Source organism: Bacillus sp. PS108 (assembly GCF_037963335.1).
GTDB lineage: Bacteria > Bacillota > Bacilli > Bacillales > Bacillaceae > Bacillus > Bacillus subtilis.
This window is the reverse complement of the sequence record NZ_CP150155.1, coordinates 14181-32500: the sequence shown is the minus strand read 5'-3', so window position 1 is coordinate 32500 and position 18320 is coordinate 14181. Positions and strand designations below refer to the sequence as shown.

General features: G+C 43.5%; 16 protein-coding genes, 3 tRNA genes, 3 rRNA genes, 1 other RNA gene and 1 other annotated feature (1 of these 24 only partly in view). Of the genes, 5 read left to right on the top strand and 18 right to left on the bottom strand.

What is annotated here, in order from left to right; genetic code table 11:
• From NSQ16_RS00170 to tadA, 11 genes are all read right to left on the bottom strand, one after another.
• Positions 1 to 795, bottom strand: a 23S ribosomal RNA gene (locus tag NSQ16_RS00170) (it extends 2133 nt beyond the left edge of the window).
• Positions 796 to 876: 81 nt separating this feature from the next.
• Positions 877 to 952, bottom strand: a tRNA-Ala gene (locus NSQ16_RS00165).
• Between the two features lie 11 nt (positions 953 to 963).
• Positions 964 to 1040, bottom strand: a tRNA-Ile gene (locus NSQ16_RS00160).
• A gap of 102 nt (positions 1041 to 1142) precedes the next feature.
• Positions 1143 to 2692: ribosomal RNA gene (locus NSQ16_RS00155) — 16S ribosomal RNA — on the bottom strand.
• Together the 16S and 23S rRNA genes with 2 tRNA genes alongside form the textbook arrangement of a ribosomal RNA operon.
• A gap of 244 nt (positions 2693 to 2936) precedes the next feature.
• Entirely contained in the window at positions 2937 to 3200 is a 264-nt protein-coding gene (gene bofA / locus NSQ16_RS00150; protein WP_003225421.1) for a sigma-K factor-processing regulator BofA, read from the bottom strand.
• 66 nt (positions 3201 to 3266) lie between these two features.
• Positions 3267 to 3491 (bottom strand): YaaL family protein, encoded by a 225-nt coding sequence (locus tag NSQ16_RS00145; protein WP_003242387.1) that lies wholly within the window; start codon positions 3489 to 3491, stop codon positions 3267 to 3269.
• 17 nt (positions 3492 to 3508) lie between these two features.
• Complete coding sequence (recR, locus tag NSQ16_RS00140) at positions 3509 to 4105, bottom strand: recombination protein RecR (protein ID WP_003225425.1); 597 nt, start codon at positions 4103 to 4105, stop codon at positions 3509 to 3511.
• A gap of 14 nt (positions 4106 to 4119) precedes the next feature.
• Positions 4120 to 4443 (bottom strand): YbaB/EbfC family nucleoid-associated protein, encoded by a 324-nt coding sequence (locus tag NSQ16_RS00135; protein ID WP_003225427.1) that lies wholly within the window; start codon positions 4441 to 4443, stop codon positions 4120 to 4122.
• A gap of 23 nt (positions 4444 to 4466) precedes the next feature.
• Positions 4467 to 6158: a DNA polymerase III subunit gamma/tau gene (gene dnaX / locus NSQ16_RS00130; protein ID WP_085187903.1), complete on the bottom strand. Its 1692-nt coding sequence runs from the start codon at positions 6156 to 6158 to the stop codon at positions 4467 to 4469.
• Positions 6159 to 6288: 130 nt separating this feature from the next.
• An RNA gene (gene ffs / locus NSQ16_RS00125) (signal recognition particle sRNA large type) lies at positions 6289 to 6553 on the bottom strand.
• 82 nt (positions 6554 to 6635) lie between these two features.
• Positions 6636 to 7121 (bottom strand): tRNA adenosine(34) deaminase TadA, encoded by a 486-nt coding sequence (tadA, locus tag NSQ16_RS00120; RefSeq protein WP_032723100.1) that lies wholly within the window; start codon positions 7119 to 7121, stop codon positions 6636 to 6638.
• An 85-nt stretch (positions 7122 to 7206) separates the two neighbouring features.
• Here tadA and NSQ16_RS00115 point away from each other — a divergent pair, with 85 nt between their 5' ends.
• The 4 genes from NSQ16_RS00115 to dck all read left to right on the top strand — a co-directional run bounded on the left by NSQ16_RS00115 (position 7207) and on the right by dck (position 10477).
• Positions 7207 to 7752 carry an isochorismatase family cysteine hydrolase gene (locus NSQ16_RS00115; protein WP_032725772.1) on the top strand — a complete coding sequence of 182 codons (546 nt, stop codon included), beginning with the start codon at positions 7207 to 7209 and terminating at the stop codon, positions 7750 to 7752.
• 69 nt (positions 7753 to 7821) lie between these two features.
• The gene (locus tag NSQ16_RS00110; RefSeq protein ID WP_230488786.1) at positions 7822 to 9105 is read left to right on the top strand and encodes a glycoside hydrolase family 18 protein; all 1284 of its coding nucleotides are present in this window, start codon (positions 7822 to 7824) and stop codon (positions 9103 to 9105) included.
• Between the two features lie 98 nt (positions 9106 to 9203).
• Positions 9204 to 9827 carry a deoxyguanosine kinase gene (gene dgk / locus NSQ16_RS00105; protein WP_003226790.1) on the top strand — a complete coding sequence of 208 codons (624 nt, stop codon included), beginning with the start codon at positions 9204 to 9206 and terminating at the stop codon, positions 9825 to 9827.
• Positions 9824 to 10477 (top strand): deoxyadenosine/deoxycytidine kinase, encoded by a 654-nt coding sequence (gene dck / locus NSQ16_RS00100; protein WP_003226792.1) that lies wholly within the window; start codon positions 9824 to 9826, stop codon positions 10475 to 10477. Before dgk ends, dck begins: the two co-directional genes overlap by 4 nt.
• Before the next feature lie 111 nt (positions 10478 to 10588).
• On the opposite strand, the gene NSQ16_RS00095 is transcribed toward dck, so the two are convergent.
• The 6 genes from NSQ16_RS00095 to guaB form a co-directional block, all read right to left on the bottom strand.
• Positions 10589 to 10681, bottom strand: a tRNA-Ser gene (locus NSQ16_RS00095).
• 134 nt (positions 10682 to 10815) lie between these two features.
• Positions 10816 to 12093: a serine--tRNA ligase gene (serS, locus tag NSQ16_RS00090; protein WP_003247131.1), complete on the bottom strand. Its 1278-nt coding sequence runs from the start codon at positions 12091 to 12093 to the stop codon at positions 10816 to 10818.
• A gap of 56 nt (positions 12094 to 12149) precedes the next feature.
• Positions 12150 to 12362, bottom strand: a binding site (T-box leader).
• A gap of 52 nt (positions 12363 to 12414) precedes the next feature.
• Complete coding sequence (gene pdxT, locus NSQ16_RS00085; RefSeq protein WP_003226797.1) at positions 12415 to 13005, bottom strand: pyridoxal 5'-phosphate synthase glutaminase subunit PdxT; 591 nt, start codon at positions 13003 to 13005, stop codon at positions 12415 to 12417.
• Positions 13006 to 13026: 21 nt separating this feature from the next.
• Positions 13027 to 13911 (bottom strand): pyridoxal 5'-phosphate synthase lyase subunit PdxS, encoded by an 885-nt coding sequence (pdxS, locus tag NSQ16_RS00080; protein WP_003247145.1) that lies wholly within the window; start codon positions 13909 to 13911, stop codon positions 13027 to 13029.
• Positions 13912 to 14107: 196 nt separating this feature from the next.
• Positions 14108 to 15439, bottom strand: a complete 1332-nt coding sequence (gene dacA, locus NSQ16_RS00075) for a D-alanyl-D-alanine carboxypeptidase (protein ID WP_015482683.1) — start codon at positions 15437 to 15439, stop codon at positions 14108 to 14110.
• Positions 15440 to 15591: 152 nt separating this feature from the next.
• Positions 15592 to 17058: an IMP dehydrogenase gene (guaB, locus tag NSQ16_RS00070; RefSeq protein WP_003226803.1), complete on the bottom strand. Its 1467-nt coding sequence runs from the start codon at positions 17056 to 17058 to the stop codon at positions 15592 to 15594.
• Between the two features lie 120 nt (positions 17059 to 17178).
• On the opposite strand from guaB, the gene NSQ16_RS00065 reads away from it, so the two are divergent.
• Entirely contained in the window at positions 17179 to 18126 is a 948-nt protein-coding gene (locus NSQ16_RS00065; protein WP_085187894.1) for a YaaC family protein, read from the top strand.
• A gap of 39 nt (positions 18127 to 18165) precedes the next feature.
• On the opposite strand, the gene rrf is transcribed toward NSQ16_RS00065, so the two are convergent.
• Positions 18166 to 18281, bottom strand: a 5S ribosomal RNA gene (gene rrf / locus NSQ16_RS00060).
• Between the last annotated feature and the right edge of the window lie 39 nt (positions 18282 to 18320).

Genomic DNA, 18320 nt, shown 5'->3' with positions numbered 1-18320 from the left:
CAACGTGCGTGGGTTCGGGCCTCCATTCAGTGTTACCTGAACTTCACCCTGGACATGGGTAGATCACCTGGTTTCGGGTCTACGACCACGTACTCATGCGCCCTATTCAGACTCGCTTTCGCTGCGGCTCCGCATCTTCTGCTTAACCTTGCACGGGATCGTAACTCGCCGGTTCATTCTACAAAAGGCACGCCATCACCCGTTAACGGGCTCTGACTACTTGTAGGCACACGGTTTCAGGATCTCTTTCACTCCCCTTCCGGGGTGCTTTTCACCTTTCCCTCACGGTACTGGTTCACTATCGGTCACTAGGGAGTATTTAGCCTTGGGAGATGGTCCTCCCGGATTCCGACGGAATTTCACGTGTTCCGCCGTACTCAGGATCCACTCAGGAGAGAACGAAGTTTTGACTACAGGGCTGTTACCTCCTATGGCGGGCCTTTCCAGACCTCTTCATCTACCTCGTTCCTTTGTAACTCCGTACAGAGTGTCCTACAACCCCAAGAGGCAAGCCTCTTGGTTTGGGCTGATCCCGTTTCGCTCGCCGCTACTCAGGGAATCGCATTTGCTTTCTCTTCCTCCGGGTACTTAGATGTTTCAGTTCCCCGGGTCTGCCTTCTCATATCCTATGAATTCAGATATGGATACCACTCCATTACGAGTGGTGGGTTTCCCCATTCGGAAATCTCCGGATCAAAGCTTGCTTACAGCTCCCCGAAGCATATCGGTGTTCGTCCCGTCCTTCATCGGCTCCTAGTGCCAAGGCATCCACCGTGCGCCCTTTCTAACTTAACCGTTAAAAAGAATCACTATGTGATATCTTGTATTACTAATTGAATGTGATGTCTACTGTTATCTAGTTTTCAAAGAACACGTTGGTGGAGCCTAGCGGGATCGAACCGCTGACCTCCTGCGTGCAAAGCAGGCGCTCTCCCAGCTGAGCTAAGGCCCCGTTATATAAGATGGTGGGCCTGAGTGGACTCGAACCACCGACCTCACGCTTATCAGGCGTGCGCTCTAACCAGCTGAGCTACAGGCCCATCTTAACTTATTTAAGGAACAAAGTTCCTTCAAAACTAAACAAGACAGGGAACGTTCTGTTTATAAGACCTTGGGTCTTATATTCCGTATAATATCCTTAGAAAGGAGGTGATCCAGCCGCACCTTCCGATACGGCTACCTTGTTACGACTTCACCCCAATCATCTGTCCCACCTTCGGCGGCTGGCTCCTAAAAGGTTACCTCACCGACTTCGGGTGTTACAAACTCTCGTGGTGTGACGGGCGGTGTGTACAAGGCCCGGGAACGTATTCACCGCGGCATGCTGATCCGCGATTACTAGCGATTCCAGCTTCACGCAGTCGAGTTGCAGACTGCGATCCGAACTGAGAACAGATTTGTGGGATTGGCTTAACCTCGCGGTTTCGCTGCCCTTTGTTCTGTCCATTGTAGCACGTGTGTAGCCCAGGTCATAAGGGGCATGATGATTTGACGTCATCCCCACCTTCCTCCGGTTTGTCACCGGCAGTCACCTTAGAGTGCCCAACTGAATGCTGGCAACTAAGATCAAGGGTTGCGCTCGTTGCGGGACTTAACCCAACATCTCACGACACGAGCTGACGACAACCATGCACCACCTGTCACTCTGCCCCCGAAGGGGACGTCCTATCTCTAGGATTGTCAGAGGATGTCAAGACCTGGTAAGGTTCTTCGCGTTGCTTCGAATTAAACCACATGCTCCACCGCTTGTGCGGGCCCCCGTCAATTCCTTTGAGTTTCAGTCTTGCGACCGTACTCCCCAGGCGGAGTGCTTAATGCGTTAGCTGCAGCACTAAGGGGCGGAAACCCCCTAACACTTAGCACTCATCGTTTACGGCGTGGACTACCAGGGTATCTAATCCTGTTCGCTCCCCACGCTTTCGCTCCTCAGCGTCAGTTACAGACCAGAGAGTCGCCTTCGCCACTGGTGTTCCTCCACATCTCTACGCATTTCACCGCTACACGTGGAATTCCACTCTCCTCTTCTGCACTCAAGTTCCCCAGTTTCCAATGACCCTCCCCGGTTGAGCCGGGGGCTTTCACATCAGACTTAAGAAACCGCCTGCGAGCCCTTTACGCCCAATAATTCCGGACAACGCTTGCCACCTACGTATTACCGCGGCTGCTGGCACGTAGTTAGCCGTGGCTTTCTGGTTAGGTACCGTCAAGGTACCGCCCTATTCGAACGGTACTTGTTCTTCCCTAACAACAGAGCTTTACGATCCGAAAACCTTCATCACTCACGCGGCGTTGCTCCGTCAGACTTTCGTCCATTGCGGAAGATTCCCTACTGCTGCCTCCCGTAGGAGTCTGGGCCGTGTCTCAGTCCCAGTGTGGCCGATCACCCTCTCAGGTCGGCTACGCATCGTTGCCTTGGTGAGCCGTTACCTCACCAACTAGCTAATGCGCCGCGGGTCCATCTGTAAGTGGTAGCCGAAGCCACCTTTTATGTTTGAACCATGCGGTTCAAACAACCATCCGGTATTAGCCCCGGTTTCCCGGAGTTATCCCAGTCTTACAGGCAGGTTACCCACGTGTTACTCACCCGTCCGCCGCTAACATCAGGGAGCAAGCTCCCATCTGTCCGCTCGACTTGCATGTATTAGGCACGCCGCCAGCGTTCGTCCTGAGCCAGGATCAAACTCTCCGATAAAGTAGTTTGACTGACTACGCACATCGCTGTGCGATTTATAAAAATGAATTAACAGGTACGTTTTGTCTTGTTTAGTTTTCAAAGAACTTTGTTTACCGCTCGTTTAAGCGACTTTATTATCATAACATTTACCGCCGCTACTGTCAACAACTTTTTAGCATTTTCTTTTCAAAAAAGCTGTTTGTCATCAGCGACGTATATTAGAATAACACCTTCAGTTGTCTAAGTCAATACATAATATCAATTAAATGATAAATTGCTTAATGACGACTAACGCAGCTATTCCGGGTATCCCTAAAATTCCGCTGATAGCTGTTGTAACCAGATTAATCGGCACATGAATGCCAAGACTGCCGCCAAACATATTTACACAAACCAGCAGCAAAGCACCTGCCACAAATTTAACAGCTGTGATGCCAATCCACTTTAAAGGCTTCGCAGCTGAACCTGATAAAAAAAGAAGAATAACCAGTCCTAAAATAATCCCAATAATAAAAATAGGCTCCATGAATCTTCTCATCTCCTTCGCTTGTTCTAGTACAAGCTTATGAGAAGATCCAGGAGTTTAGACCACTTACTTCCACCGGCTGATTTTTAAATTTCGCTGCTTCGCTTCCCTTAAGTAAAAAAAATACTTCGCTTCAGCTACTTTCAGTTCGTATAACACTTCAGCAGACGGTTCTAAGCTTTTTTCAACCAGCTTTTTTTGCCTGTTCCACTCTTCCTTTTGCTTAAAAAGCTGCTCGGTTAGTTTTTCATCAAACTCTCTTCTTAATGTTTTCTTGCGAAGAAAACCCATGGATCGCTTTTTCCTCCTTACAATTCGCGTCTTCCTTCAAGTGCTTTAGAAAGAGTGACCTCATCAGCATATTCCAAATCACCGCCGACGGGCAGTCCGTGGGCAATACGGGAGAGCTTAATACCAGACGGCTTGAGGAGCCTAGATATATACATCGCCGTTGCTTCCCCTTCTATATTAGGGTTTGTCGCGAGAATCACTTCTGTCACTTGATCATCCTGTAATCGTTTTAACAATTCTGGTATTTTAATATCCTCCGGTCCGATGCCGTCCATTGGAGAAATAGCGCCGTGAAGAACGTGATACTGTCCGTTGTATTCCTTCATTTTCTCCATAGCGATAACATCCTTAGGGTCTTGCACAACACAGATAACAGACTTATCCCTGCGCGTATCTTCACATATATAGCAAGGGTCCTGATCTGTAATATGCCCGCAAACTGAACAATATGTCAGGTTGCGTTTCGCATTTACTAATGCTTTCGCAAAATCTAATACTACATCTTCTTTCATACCTAGAACAAAAAAAGCCAGACGAACCGCTGTTTTCGGTCCGATCCCTGGCAATTTCATAAAGCTGTCAATCAGCTTTGATATTGGTTCAGGATATTGCATGTTCTTTTATCCCCCTAGAATAAACCTGGCATGTTCATTCCCTTTGTAAATTGACCCATTGTTTCGTTTGTGATTTCGTCAACTTTTTTCAAAGCTTCATTCGTTGCAGCAAGCACTAAATCTTGAAGCATATCAATATCTTCAGGATCAACGACTTCTTCTTTGATGATAACATCCAGGATTTCTTTTTGGCCGTTTGCTTTTACTGTTACCATACCGCCGCCTGCAGTTCCTTCAACAACCTTTTCTGCAAGCTCTTCTTGAGCCTTCGCCATGTCCTTTTGCATTTTTTGCATTTGTTTCATCATTTTTTGCATATTACCCATTCCGCCACGCATAGCATTCACTCTCTTTCATTTTGTTAGTCTTTTATTTCAATTAGATCCGCTCCAACAAGCTTTTTCGCTTCGGCAATAAGCGGGTCTTCTTCAGCCGGTTCATTTGATCCTTCATTTTCCTGCTGATGATCTTCTAAAAATTCTTCTCTTATTTTACCCCATTGTGCTTCTGGAACGCCAATCAAATCCATTCTTTTTCCGAGCATCGATTCTAAAATCTGCTCAAGATTAGTCCGGACTCCGTTGTTATCCTCAGCGACCATTTTACAATGAATTTCATATTTGAATTTCAGAACAAATGCCGCCGATCCGGCAGCCACAGGTTCACTGTCATTCAGTAAAGCGGCATGTGATACTTTGTTTTGCTGTTTGAGATGAGCAAGAAGCTTGCCCCAACTGTTTCTGAGCAGATCAAGATCCGGTCTTGTGGCTTCCTTCAAAATCTCATGAATTCTGCCTACTGGCGCTTTGTAATTGGATTTCCCGCCTTTTGGCACACGCGGCGCTTCTTTTTTCGGGCTTTCCGCAGCTGCTTTTATGCCCGTTGTTTTGAGCCGCTCTACTTCCTGTTCGAGCTGCTGGATTTTTTTCATCAGCATATCCACTTCCGGGAGATCAGCAGCAGATTGATGTGAGGTTTGGCAAATCTTCACAACAGCCACTTCGAAAAAGATGCGCGGATGATTTGTCCATTTCATTTCCTGATGGCTCTTGTTCAGAATATCAATCATTTCATATAGGGCCTGAGCCGGAATTTGTTCACTTAGTTCCCGGAACGTTTCATCGACTTTTACTTTCTCAAGCACTCCCTCTAAGCCAGGGGCTGTTTTGTACAGCAGCATGTCCCTGAAATAGAAAATCATATCTTCTATCAGCTTAGCTGGATCTTTTCCTTGCTGAAGCAATTCATTTAATGTTTCCAGTGCGTCAGAAACGTTTTTATCATGCAGGGATTGTGCAAGCTTCCCGATATATAATTGAGAAACAGCACCCGTAATTAAAAGCGCATCTTCGACTTTCAGGATATCGCCGCTGAATGATATGGCCTGATCAAGAAGGCTCAGGGCATCCCTCATCCCTCCGTCTGCAGCACTCGCGATGATATCCAGCGATCCTTCCTCCACTTGCAGCTGTTCAGCATCAACAATTTTATTCATGCACCCTACAATCGCTTGGGAGGTAATTCGTTTAAAGTCAAAACGCTGACATCTAGAGATAATGGTTAAAGGAATTTTGTGCGGTTCAGTTGTTGCTAATATGAAGATACAATGCTCAGGCGGCTCTTCTAATGTTTTTAGTAATGCATTAAAAGCGCCGATAGAAAGCATATGCACCTCATCTATGATATATACCTTATATGTGACGGCCGATGGGGCAAACTTCACTTTATCACGAATGTCACGAATCTCATCAACACCGTTATTAGAAGCGGCGTCAATTTCTATGACATCGGATATTGACCCGTTTGTTATCCCTTTACAGGCTGCACATTCGTTGCATGGCTCATCAACAGGAGCATGTTCACAGTTGACAGCCTTAGCAAATATTTTGGCTGCACTGGTTTTTCCGGTTCCTCTAGGCCCGGAAAACAGATAAGCGTGAGAAAACTTTTTTTGCAAAAGGGCATTTTGCAGCGTTTTTGTAATGTGTTCTTGTCCGACCACATCTTCAAAGCGCTGAGGCCTGAATACTCGATATAAAGCTTGGTAACTCACGGGTTTGCCCTCCTCCGTTATTCATCATTCCCATTATACATGAACCTTGTTTCGATTCCAAAAGCTCTTTTTTACATAACAAAAAACTCACCTAATATTAGGTGAGTCTGAAAATTTGATGATTGATTTACCGTGCACCTTCTGTCGATTCGCTACCCTAAGCGTTACTTAAGCAGTTAGCTCGGCCCAGGCAACCCTGCGGCACATGAGAGGTTTCACTTAATGCTGCTTCCTTCCGGACCTGACATGGTTCATGAATTCCCATTGCGCAGGACCCAAACGTCAACACCACTTACTTAAGGCAGGCCTTAAAGTAAACGAACCTCGAGAAGGGATTCGGCCCTGCTAGAGCGGATTGCAGGTACAGGGCACCGCTACCTCCCCGCTTAGCACGGCAAAATAAATATCAAATTTTATGTTGCATCTATTACGATGCACACTTAAGTATATCTGTTTCCCCTAAAAATTGCAACCGTACTATTCAGACAAGTTTTTCCTGGCGGCTTTCTTCATTTTTCTTAGTTCTCTGAAAAACGCACTGAGCATTCCGCCGCATTCTTCCTCAAGTACACCGCTCACCACTTCAGCCTGATGATTAAAGCGTTCCTCCTGAAGAAGGTTCATTAGCGTGCCTGAACAGCCGCCTTTCGGATCAAATGCGCCAAAAACCACTTTTTCCACTCGAGAAAGTACGACTGCACCAGCACACATTGGACAAGGCTCAAGCGTCACATAAAGAGTCGCACCTTCCAGCCGCCATGTTCCGAGTGCCTTACACGCTTCATCAATTACAAGCATTTCTGCATGGGCAATAGATCGCTGTTCAGTCTCTCTTAAATTATGTGCACGCGCTATAATTTCATCATTAACGACAAGCACCGCACCTATTGGCACTTCACCTTTCTCTTCAGCCTTTTTCGCTTCTTTAATTGCTTCTTTCATATAAAGTTCATCTTGTGTCATAAGGATAAGCTCTCTTTTCAAAGTTTTTTCATTGCCTAAAAAGGCTACATATTAACTATAACTGAAACGGAAAGGAGACTGTCGATTGTCCAAAGCAGATACAGCCCTTCTCATTGTAGACATGATCAATAATTTTGAATTCGATATGGGAGAAGCCCTCGCTAAAAAAACAGAAAAAATCGTTCCTCATATTTTATCATTAAAGGAGCACGCGAGACAAAATGAATGGCCGATTATTTACATCAATGATCATTATGGACTTTGGCAAGCTGACATTAAAAACATTCAGCAAGAATGCACAAATGAAAGAAGCAAGGATATCATCACAAAGATAGCCCCGGAAGATGCTGATTATTTTTTAATCAAACCAAAACATTCCGCTTTCTACGAAACTGCACTTCACACCCTTCTTACTGAGTTGCAGGTGAGACATATTATCTTAACAGGTATAGCCGGCAATATATGTGTGCTGTTTACCGCTAATGACGCTTATATGAGGGAATACAGCATCACGATTCCTAAGGACTGTATCGCATCAAACAGTGACGAAGATAACGAATTCGCCTTAACTATGATGGAGAATGTTCTTTTCGCAGAAATTACGACGGAAGAACAAATTACAGAAAAATAAACATGATCAGCGCTTTTCTTTCATACATTGATAGCGATATGAAAGGAGGCGTTTTTCATTCAAATTTATGTGGTAAAACAAGGCGACACTCTTTCTGCTATCGCTTCACAATACAGAACAACCGTAAGTGAAATCACTGAAACCAATGAAATACCGAATCCCGACAGCCTTGTTGTCGGACAAACCATTGTCATTCCAATAGCTGGCCAGTTCTATGATGTGAAGCGAGGTGATACCCTGACATCTATCGCCCGGCAGTTCAATACAACGGCAGCCGAGCTCGCAAGGGTTAACGGCATCCAGTTAAATACCGTGCTTCAGATTGGTTTCCGTTTATACATCCCTCCAGCTCCTAAACGAGACATCGAATCAAATGCTTATTTGGAGCCCCGAGGAAATCAAGTCAGCGAAAATCTCCAGCAGGCGGCCAGAGAAGCGTCACCCTACTTAACGTACCTTGGCACATTCAGCTTCCAGGCACAGCGGAACGGAACCTTAGTCGCACCGCCTTTAACGAATTTAAGGAGCATTACAGAAAGTCAAAATACAACATTGATGATGATTATAACGAACCTAGAAAACCAGGCATTTAGTGATGAACTTGGCCGGATCCTTTTGAACGACGAAACTGTAAAAAGAAGGCTTCTAAATGAAATAGTGGAGAATGCCAAGAGATATGGCTTCCGTGACATTCATTTCGACTTTGAATATTTGCGGCCCCAGGATAGAGAGGCCTATAATCAATTTCTCCGCGAAGCAAGGGATCTTTTTCATCGAGAGGGCTTAGAAATTTCTACGGCTCTTGCTCCTAAAACAAGTGCAACACAGCAGGGCAGATGGTATGAAGCTCATGATTACAGGGCGCATGGCCAAATTGTCGACTTTGTTGTTCTCATGACATATGAATGGGGCTATAGCGGCGGGCCGCCTCAAGCGGTTTCTCCAATTGGACCTGTCCGTGATGTCATAGAATATGCTTTGACTGAAATGCCTGCGAACAAAATTGTCATGGGCCAGAATTTATATGGATATGACTGGACGCTGCCATATACAGCAGGGGGAACTCCAGCAAGAGCAGTAAGCCCTCAGCAAGCCATTGTCATAGCTGATCAGAACAATGCTTCCATTCAGTATGACCAAACCGCTCAAGCTCCTTTCTTCCGCTATACTGATGCAGAAAACAGAAGGCACGAGGTATGGTTCGAGGATGCACGCTCGATTCAAGCAAAATTCAATTTGATTAAAGAGCTGAATTTAAGAGGCATCAGCTATTGGAAGCTGGGTCTTTCCTTTCCACAAAACTGGCTGCTGCTGTCTGATCAATTTAATGTTGTCAAAAAGACGTTTCGATAATTTGGAAACGTCTTTTTTTCATGGGGGCACCCAAGGGTTGTGATACAATATGAAGGTCGGTAACTGACGCACGTTTTTCAGATACAAGGAGGATTCCGATGAATACAGCCCCTTTTATTGCAATAGAAGGTCCTATCGGGGCAGGAAAAACAACTCTCGCAACGATGCTCTCACAAGAATTCGGATTCCCTATGATCAATGAGATTGTAGAGGATAACCCGTACCTTGATAAGTTTTATGACAATATAGAGGAATGGAGCTTCCAGCTCGAGATGTTTTTTCTTTGTCACAGATACAAACAGCTTGAAGACACCAGTGATCACTTTTTAAAAAAGGGACAGCCTGTAATAGCTGATTATCATATTTATAAAAATGTGATTTTTGCGGAACGCACCTTGTCTCCACATCAGCTGGAAAAATACAAAAAGATATATCACCTGCTAACGGATGATCTGCCAAAGCCGAATTTCATCATTTACATAAAGGCCAGTCTGCCTACATTGCTACACCGCATTGAAAAACGCGGGCGCCCCTTTGAGAAAAAAATTGAAACTAGCTATTTGGAGCAGCTGATTTCAGATTATGAAGTCGCCATCAAGCAGCTGCAGGAAGCAGACCCTGAACTTACAGTGTTAACCGTAGATGGTGATTCAAAGGATTTCGTTTTGAATAAGAGCGACTTTGAACGCATTGCCGCCCATGTAAAGGAGCTTATCGTATGAAGGAACATCATATCCCTAAGAATTCAATTATTACAGTAGCAGGAACAGTAGGTGTCGGAAAATCGACTTTAACGAAAACTTTAGCTAAACGGCTTGGATTTAAAACATCTTTGGAGGAAGTCGATCATAATCCATATTTGGAAAAGTTCTATCATGATTTTGAACGTTGGAGCTTTCACCTTCAAATTTACTTCTTAGCTGAACGCTTCAAAGAACAGAAAACAATTTTTGAAGCCGGCGGAGGTTTTGTACAGGATCGTTCGATTTATGAAGATACAGGAATTTTCGCAAAAATGCATGCTGATAAAGGGACAATGTCAAAGGTTGATTATAAGACTTACACAAGCCTTTTCGAAGCAATGGTAATGACACCGTATTTCCCACACCCAGATGTGTTGATCTATTTAGAAGGAGATCTGGAGAACATTTTAAACCGGATTGAACAACGCGGCCGTGAGATGGAGCTTCAGACAAGCCGGTCTTATTGGGAAGAAATGCATACACGCTACGAGAACTGGATAAGCGGTTTTAATGCCTGCCCTGTTTTAAAACTTCGCATTGAAGATTATGATCTTCTGAACGATGAAAACTCGATTGAAAATATTGTAGATCAAATTGCTTCAGTTATTCATGATAATCAAAAAAAGTGAATCTCAGTCGAGATTCACTTTTTCTTTAAAATAAAAAATCCGCCGCACCGAATGCAACGGACAAAACAATCTCCAATATATGCTTGTGTTTCATTAGAATTAAAATCAATATGGCGGAGGAAGAGGGATTCGAACCCCCGCGGGCTTTGACACCCCTGTCGGTTTTCAAGACCGATCCCTTCAGCCGGACTTGGGTATTCCTCCGTATCGACAAGACTTACTATATCACGTATGTTCTCGTGTGGTCAAGCATTTTTAAAAACTTTTTTTGTTTTTATGAAAATGCCGTGTTTACATAAGCAAAAAGGCGCACCTTGTCAGGCACGCCTTTCCATAATTTACGGTTTCATTACTTCTCTATTCCCCATATAAGGACGAAGCACTTTCGGAATCACAACGCTTCCGTCTTCCTGCTGATAATTTTCTAAGATAGCAGCAACTGTTCTTCCAACCGCCAGTCCTGAACCGTTCAGTGTGTGTACATGCTCAGGCTTGCCTTTCGCTTCACGTCTGAAACGAATATTCGCACGTCTCGCCTGGAACGCTTCGAAGTTGCTGCAAGAAGAGATTTCTCGATATGTGTCTTGGCTTGGAATCCAAACTTCGATATCGTATTTTTTCGCAGCCGTAAAGCCTAAGTCACCCGTACACATGCTCATGACACGGTATGGAAGCTCAAGCAGCTGAAGAACCCGTTCTGCTTGGTTTGTAAGCTTCTCTAATTCTTCATAAGAATCTTCAGGCTTCACAAACTTTACAAGCTCAACTTTATTAAATTGGTGCTGACGAATTAATCCGCGTGTGTCACGTCCTGCTGAACCAGCTTCAGAACGGAAGCAAGCACTGAATGCCGCATAGTTGATCGGCAGGCTGTCACCTGAAAGGATTTCATCACGATGCATGTTTGTAATCGGCACTTCCGCCGTTGGAATTAAGAAATAATCTTCTTCTCTGATTTTAAATGCATCCTCTTCAAATTTAGGAAGCTGCCCCGTTCCCGTCATGCTTGCGCGGTTTACCATATATGGCGGGATCACTTCAGTGTAGTTATACTCATCCACATGCAGATCAAGCATAAAGTTATAAAGCGCACGCTCCAGACGAGCACCTAAGCCTTTATAGAACACGAAACGGCTTCCTGTTACTTTGGCAGCACGTTCAAAATCCAGAATACCCAGCTCATCCGCAATATCCCAGTGCGGCTTCGGCTCATAAGCAAATGAAGGCTTTTCACCCCATTTACGCACTTCTACGTTGTCGTCTTCTGTTTCACCGACAGGTACAGACTCATGCGGAATATTCGGGATTGAGAGAAGGATTGTATCAAGCTCAGCTTCCACTGTTCGCAATTCTTCATCAAGCTTTTTAATTTCCTCGCCGACTTCACGCATTTCTTTAATAATGTGATCCGCGTCTTTTTTCTCACGCTTCAGCACAGCGACCTGCTGAGAAACTTCATTTCGTTTTCCTTTTAACTCTTCAACCTTGCCGATGAGCTCTCTTCGTCTATCATCCAGCGCCTCAAACTTATCAAAATCAGTTAAGTCTTCGCCTTTGTGTACAAGCTTTGCTTTAATTTCTTGAAAATTTGCTCTCAGCATTTTCGTATCAAGCATGCGAAACACTCCTTTTTTTATTGATTTGTCGAAAATAAAAAGAGCCCTCATCCCCATAAAGGGACGAGAGCTCTCGCGTTGCCACCCTGATTGAAAACAAATCAAAGACTCGTTTTCCACTTTCAAACATAACGGTTATCCCGTAAATGCCTACTTGTTTCAGCATTTCGCTCAAGGATGGATTCAGACAGCATCTTTCACCGATTCGCACCAACCATCGGCTCTCTTAGAAAGAGAGGCTCCCTACTAGTTCCTATCAACGCTTTTCGATCTTTATTTGTGCTTATAATGTACTATAAGTTTCCACAGCTTTCAACTGTTTTATACAAGTGCCTTCTGCTTATATTCCTCAACCATTTCAACAAACAGCTGTGTCACTCGGTGATCTTCTGTCAGCTCCGGATGGAATGAGCAGCCAAGGAATTGCCCCTGTTTCGCGGCTACAATACGACCATTATGCTCCGATAGAACTTCAACATTTTCACCAGCTTCTAAAATATGCGGAGCACGGATGAATACCCCTGTAAAAGGCTCGTCCAAGCCTTTAATTGTTAAATCAGCTTCAAAGCTGTCAACCTGCCGGCCAAATGAATTACGTTCTACAACCACATTCAGAAGACCTAAATGAGGATTATCTGAACCGGCAATTTCTTTTGCTAATATAATTAATCCGGCACATGTTCCAAACATCGGTTTGCCCTGAGCAGCGAATTCACGAAGCGGCTCCATGAATTGATACGTATCGATCAAACGGCGCATCGTCGTGCTCTCACCGCCCGGCAAAATCAACCCGTCAACTTCGTTCAGCTGCTCCGGACGTTTTACGACAAGACCAGCCGCGCCGCATGCTTCAATCGCATGGATGTGCTCTCTAACTGCTCCTTGAAGTCCTAGTACACCTATTGTTAACATGTCAGCAGCGCTCCTATGTTCTTACCAGCCGCGTTCTTGCATACGCTGTTCTGGAAGTAAGTTTGAGATTTCAATCCCTTTCATTGCAGTACCAAGCTCTTTTGACAACTCAGCGATCAATTTGTAATCAGTAAAGTGAGTTGTTGCTTCCACAATTGCTTTCGCAAATTTAGCAGGGTTGTCTGATTTGAAAATACCAGAACCAACAAATACTCCGTCAGCACCGAGCTGCATCATGAGAGCAGCATCAGCTGGAGTTGCTACACCGCCAGCGGCAAAGTTAACGACAGGAAGCTTGCCGTCTTTTTTAATTTGAAGAAGAAGCTCGTAAGGAGCACCTAGATTTTTCGCTTCTGTCATTAGTTCATCCTCACTCATCGCAACTACTTTGCGCACTTGAGCGTTAACTTTACGCATATGGCGAACAGCCTCAACAATATTACCTGTTCCAGGCTCACCTTTTGTGCGAAGCATAGAAGCACCTTCCGCAATACGGCGTGTTGCTTCACCAAGATCACGGCAGCCACAGACAAAAGGAACTGTGTATTCATTTTTATTTAAATGAAATTCTTCGTCAGCCGGCGTCAGAACTTCACTTTCATCAATATAGTCAACACCCATAGCTTCAAGCACACGCGCTTCAACAATATGTCCGATACGCGCTTTTGCCATTACCGGGATAGATACTGCATTCATTACTTCTTCCACGATTGTAGGGTCAGCCATACGGGCAACTCCTCCAGCCGCGCGAATATCTGCTGGCACACGTTCTAGCGCCATTACAGCGACAGCTCCAGCTTCTTCAGCGATTTTCGCTTGTTCCGCATTGATGACGTCCATGATGACGCCGCCTTTTTGCATTTCTGCCATTCCGCGTTTTACACGTTCAGTACCTGTTTGAGCCATTTCTTGGTCCCCCTAATCAAGGTATAGTTATATGATTTCTAATCCTTATTGTATCCTAGAAATCCAATAATTCATATGGATATATACTATTTTATTCGGTTTTTAGCGCTTTGAAAATCATTTTTTATTAAAAATTGGGTTTTTTCAGTATATTACGCGAAAGAGCCCTAACATCCATCAGAGCTCTTTCAATTGATTAAAACCAGCCGGTTACCGTATCAACAATGCTTCCCCAAATTCCGGCAAAAAATCCGCCGATACTGCGCATTGTCAAAACAAACCAGTTTGCTTTTTCTACATTTTCTTTTGTAACAAGGTCTACGCCAGCCAGATCGCTGTTAAGGAATCCGTAATCCTTTTCATCACCTGTGTATTCCGCAGTCAGCTTCCCAACCTTGGTTCCTTTTTTCACAGGAGCAGTTAAGTTGTCTTTATTCAGTGTGACCTTCGCTTTGTAATTCTTTTCTTCACCATTTTTGACAGGAAGAGAGAACGCCTTGTTTGTCACAATGCCTACTTCTTTCTCTTTACCCTTATCAACTGAAATTGTTTTATGGCCTTTTACTTGATCGCCTTCAGCATAAATTTCTTTCATGGAGAAATTGTCGAAAGCATAATCAAACATTTTCTTCGTTTCATCGAAACGGCCTGTATGAAGGTTGCCCTTTGCGTTTAAAACAACAGTGATGACACGCATACCGTTGCGTTCAGCTGTTCCTGTAAAGCATGAACCCGCAGAGTCAGTAGAACCTGTTTTCAGTCCGTCTACAGTCGCTTTTTTATACTCGCTGACAAGCCCCTTCAGCATAAAATTCCAGTTCGGCATGTCCATTTCATCATCGGTGCCTTCTCTGAATTTCGTTTTGGCGATACTGGAAGTCTCCAGTATCTCAGGGTAGTCAGTAATCAAGTGATCCGCAAGAATTGCCATATCCTTTGCAGAAACTTCACTTTCTTCATTTACGCTTGTCCCCTCCGGCTGATGCCCGTGAAGATCTTTGTTTTCAAGACCTGTTGCGTTAACAAATTTGTAATCTGTTAAGCCTAGTTCTTTTGCTTTTGCATTCATTTTTTCAACAAACTTAGTTTCAGAACCGGCAACGATTTCTGCAATCGCAATAGCAGCAGCATTTGCAGAATAAATTGCTGTAGCTTGATATAATTCTTTTACTGTGTATTTCCCGTCTTTCCGAAGAGGAACGTTTGATAAGCTGTTATCTTGGGAAATTTCATACACATAGTCATCAGGCGTATAGGTTTGGTCCCATTTCACTTTACCTTGATCAATTGCTTCCAATAACAGATACTCTGTCATCATTTTTGTCATACTCGCAATTGGCAGTCTCTTATCTGCATTTTTACTGTAAAGAATTTTACCTGAAGAAGCTTCGATCATAATAGCAGCAGATGCATTGATATCAATTGGATCGCTGGCTGCTTTTGCTTTTGACATTGGAGCCAGACACGTGACAGCTAGAGTTAACACAACCAATGACATCAGTAGCTGTTTACATTTCTTGATGTTCAATCGTACGACCTCCGTATTTCATTTTCTTCATCTATAATTAAGCCGTTAAGGACATTTTCAATGCACAACAGTATAAATTTTATCATAATCAGTATAAAAAAAATAGACAGAGTCAGAGACCCTGTCAAATGTTTTTAATTTGTAACAATTTATTATGAAATTGTATAGTTAGGTGATTCTTTTGTAATCTGTACGTCATGCGGATGGCTTTCGCGAAGTCCTGCGCCAGTCATGCGAATGAACTGAGCTTCTTCTCTTAGCGCACGCAGATCTTTGGACCCGCAATACCCCATACCAGAACGAAGGCCTCCGACTAGCTGATAAACGGTTTCTTCAACTGGTCCTTTGTAAGGTGTGCGTCCTTCAATTCCTTCAGGAACAAATTTTTTGTTTTCTTCTTGGAAGTAACGGTCTTTACTTCCTTTTTCCATTGCAGCAACTGATCCCATGCCGCGGTATACCTTAAATCTTCTGCCTTGGTAGATTTCAGTTTCACCGGGGCTTTCTGATGTGCCTGCAAGCAAGCTTCCGAGCATAACAGCATGTCCGCCGGCTGCCAATGCTTTAGTGATATCGCCAGAGAATTTAATCCCACCGTCGGCGATGATTGTTTTGCCGTGTTTTCTTGCTTCAGTCGCACAATCATAAATTGCTGTAATTTGCGGAACACCGACGCCGGCTACAACACGTGTAGTACAAATTGAACCAGGTCCTATTCCAACTTTGACAACGTCTGCTCCAGCTTCGATAAGCGCTCTTGTCGCTTCAGCTGTTGCCACGTTTCCAGCAATAATGTTTAATTCGGGATACGTTTCACGGATTTTTGTGACTGTGTTTAAAACGCCTTGAGAGTGTCCGTGAGCTGTATCGATAACAATCACATCAACATTGGCTTCAACAAGCTTTTTGACGCGAGTCATTGTATCGCCAGTTACACCAACTGCCGCGCCAACGATCAGGCGGCCGTGAATGTCTTTAGATGAGTTCGGGAACTCAATGACTTTTTCAATGTCTTTAATTGTGATAAGACCTTTTAATTTATTCTGGTCATCTACGAGAGGAAGCTTTTCAATTTTATGTTTCTGCAAAATCTTTTCAGCTTCATCCAAAGTAGTTCCTACAGATGCAGTAACTAGCTCTTCTTTCGTCATGACGTCGCTGATTTTCATTGAGTAGTCAGAAATAAAACGAAGGTCACGGTTTGTAATAATTCCAACAAGCTTCTGGTCTTCTTCGTTATTTACAATCGGAACACCGGAAATTCTGTATTTCCCCATCAAATGCTCCGCATCAAATACTTGGTGATCAGGAGTTAAAAAGAAGGGATTTGTGATAACGCCGCGCTCAGAACGCTTTACTTTATCAACTTGTTCAGCCTGCTGTTCAATGGACATATTTTTGTGAATGATGCCCAAGCCGCCCTGTCTTGCCATTGCAATTGCCATTGCTGATTCTGTTACAGTGTCCATACCTGCGCTGATGACAGGAATATTTAGCTTTAACGTTTTTGTAAGTTCTACAGATAAATCCACATCACGCGGAAGTACCTCAGACTTTGCTGGTACAAGCAGCACATCGTCGAACGTTAAGCCTTCTTTTGAAAATTTACTTTCCCACATTAGTAAATCCCCCTCTTTTCGGCAAAATATTATATGTAGATTATCAACTAGCCAAGAGCATGTCAAGGAAGCGGGAAAGAGTTGAAATATTTAGATAACGGAAAGGATTAAGAAATATACATGACATATCATGAGTGGAAAGACTTAGCGCTATTTTACTCCGTTGAATCAACCCAGAAATTTCTAGAAAAGGTTTATATCTTAAACGGTATTGACGATGCGAAAAAAAACTCTTTTAAAAACAGTGAACGGTTTATTTATTTCTTAAAGCATGCCGAATCGTTTTATAAACAAGCCGCATATTCTCCCTTAGAAATCAAACCGATTCTTTTATTTTATGGAATGGCACAGCTTATCAAAGCATGCTTAATTACACGTGATCCTCATTATCCAAGCCATACATCAGTACTGGCACATGGCGTAACAACAAGAAAACGAAAGAAACAAAATTATTGTTTTAGCGATGATGAAGTGAAAATACAACGAAATGGCCTATGCGTGCATTTTATGAAACATTTATTCGGACAATCGAATATAGTAGATGAACGGTATACCATGAAAAAATTATTAATGGCCATTCCAGAACTTAGCGATATTTTCTACTTTCAGCAGAAAGAACGATTTATGACAAAAGTTGAGAAGGATAAGAACGAAATTTTTGTACCGGAGGAAGTAGTAATCAATTACAAAATGTCTGATTCAAGGTTTGCTGAATACATGTCCCATCATTATCAATGGTCTTTTACAAAAAAAAATGAACACGGGCTGCTGTTCGAAATTTCACCACAAGACAAGGAGCCATGGACATCGACCAGCTTATTGTTTGACATGGAAAAGAACCAATATTATATCCCTTCTCAAAGGGAGCAATTTCTGAGGCTTCCCGAAATGACAATTCATTATTTGATTTTGTACAACGTTGGGATGATTGCAAGGTATGAAACAGAATGGTGGTATGAGTTATTAACACAGCATATAAGTGATGACTACGTGTTAATTCAGCAGTTTTTATTAGTATCAGAAAAGAAATTCCCTAAATACGCTTCACAGTTTCTTCTTCATTTTTAACAAACAAAAAACCCAGCTCAATAAGCTGGGTTTAAGCTTGCTTGGCGGCGTCCTACTCTCACAGGGGGAAACCCCCGACTACCATCGGCGCTGAAGAGCTTAACTTCCGTGTTCGGTATGGGAACGGGTGTGACCTCTTCGCTATCGCCACCAAACAAATTGAGAGTGTTCTCTCAAAACTAGATAACAGGTGT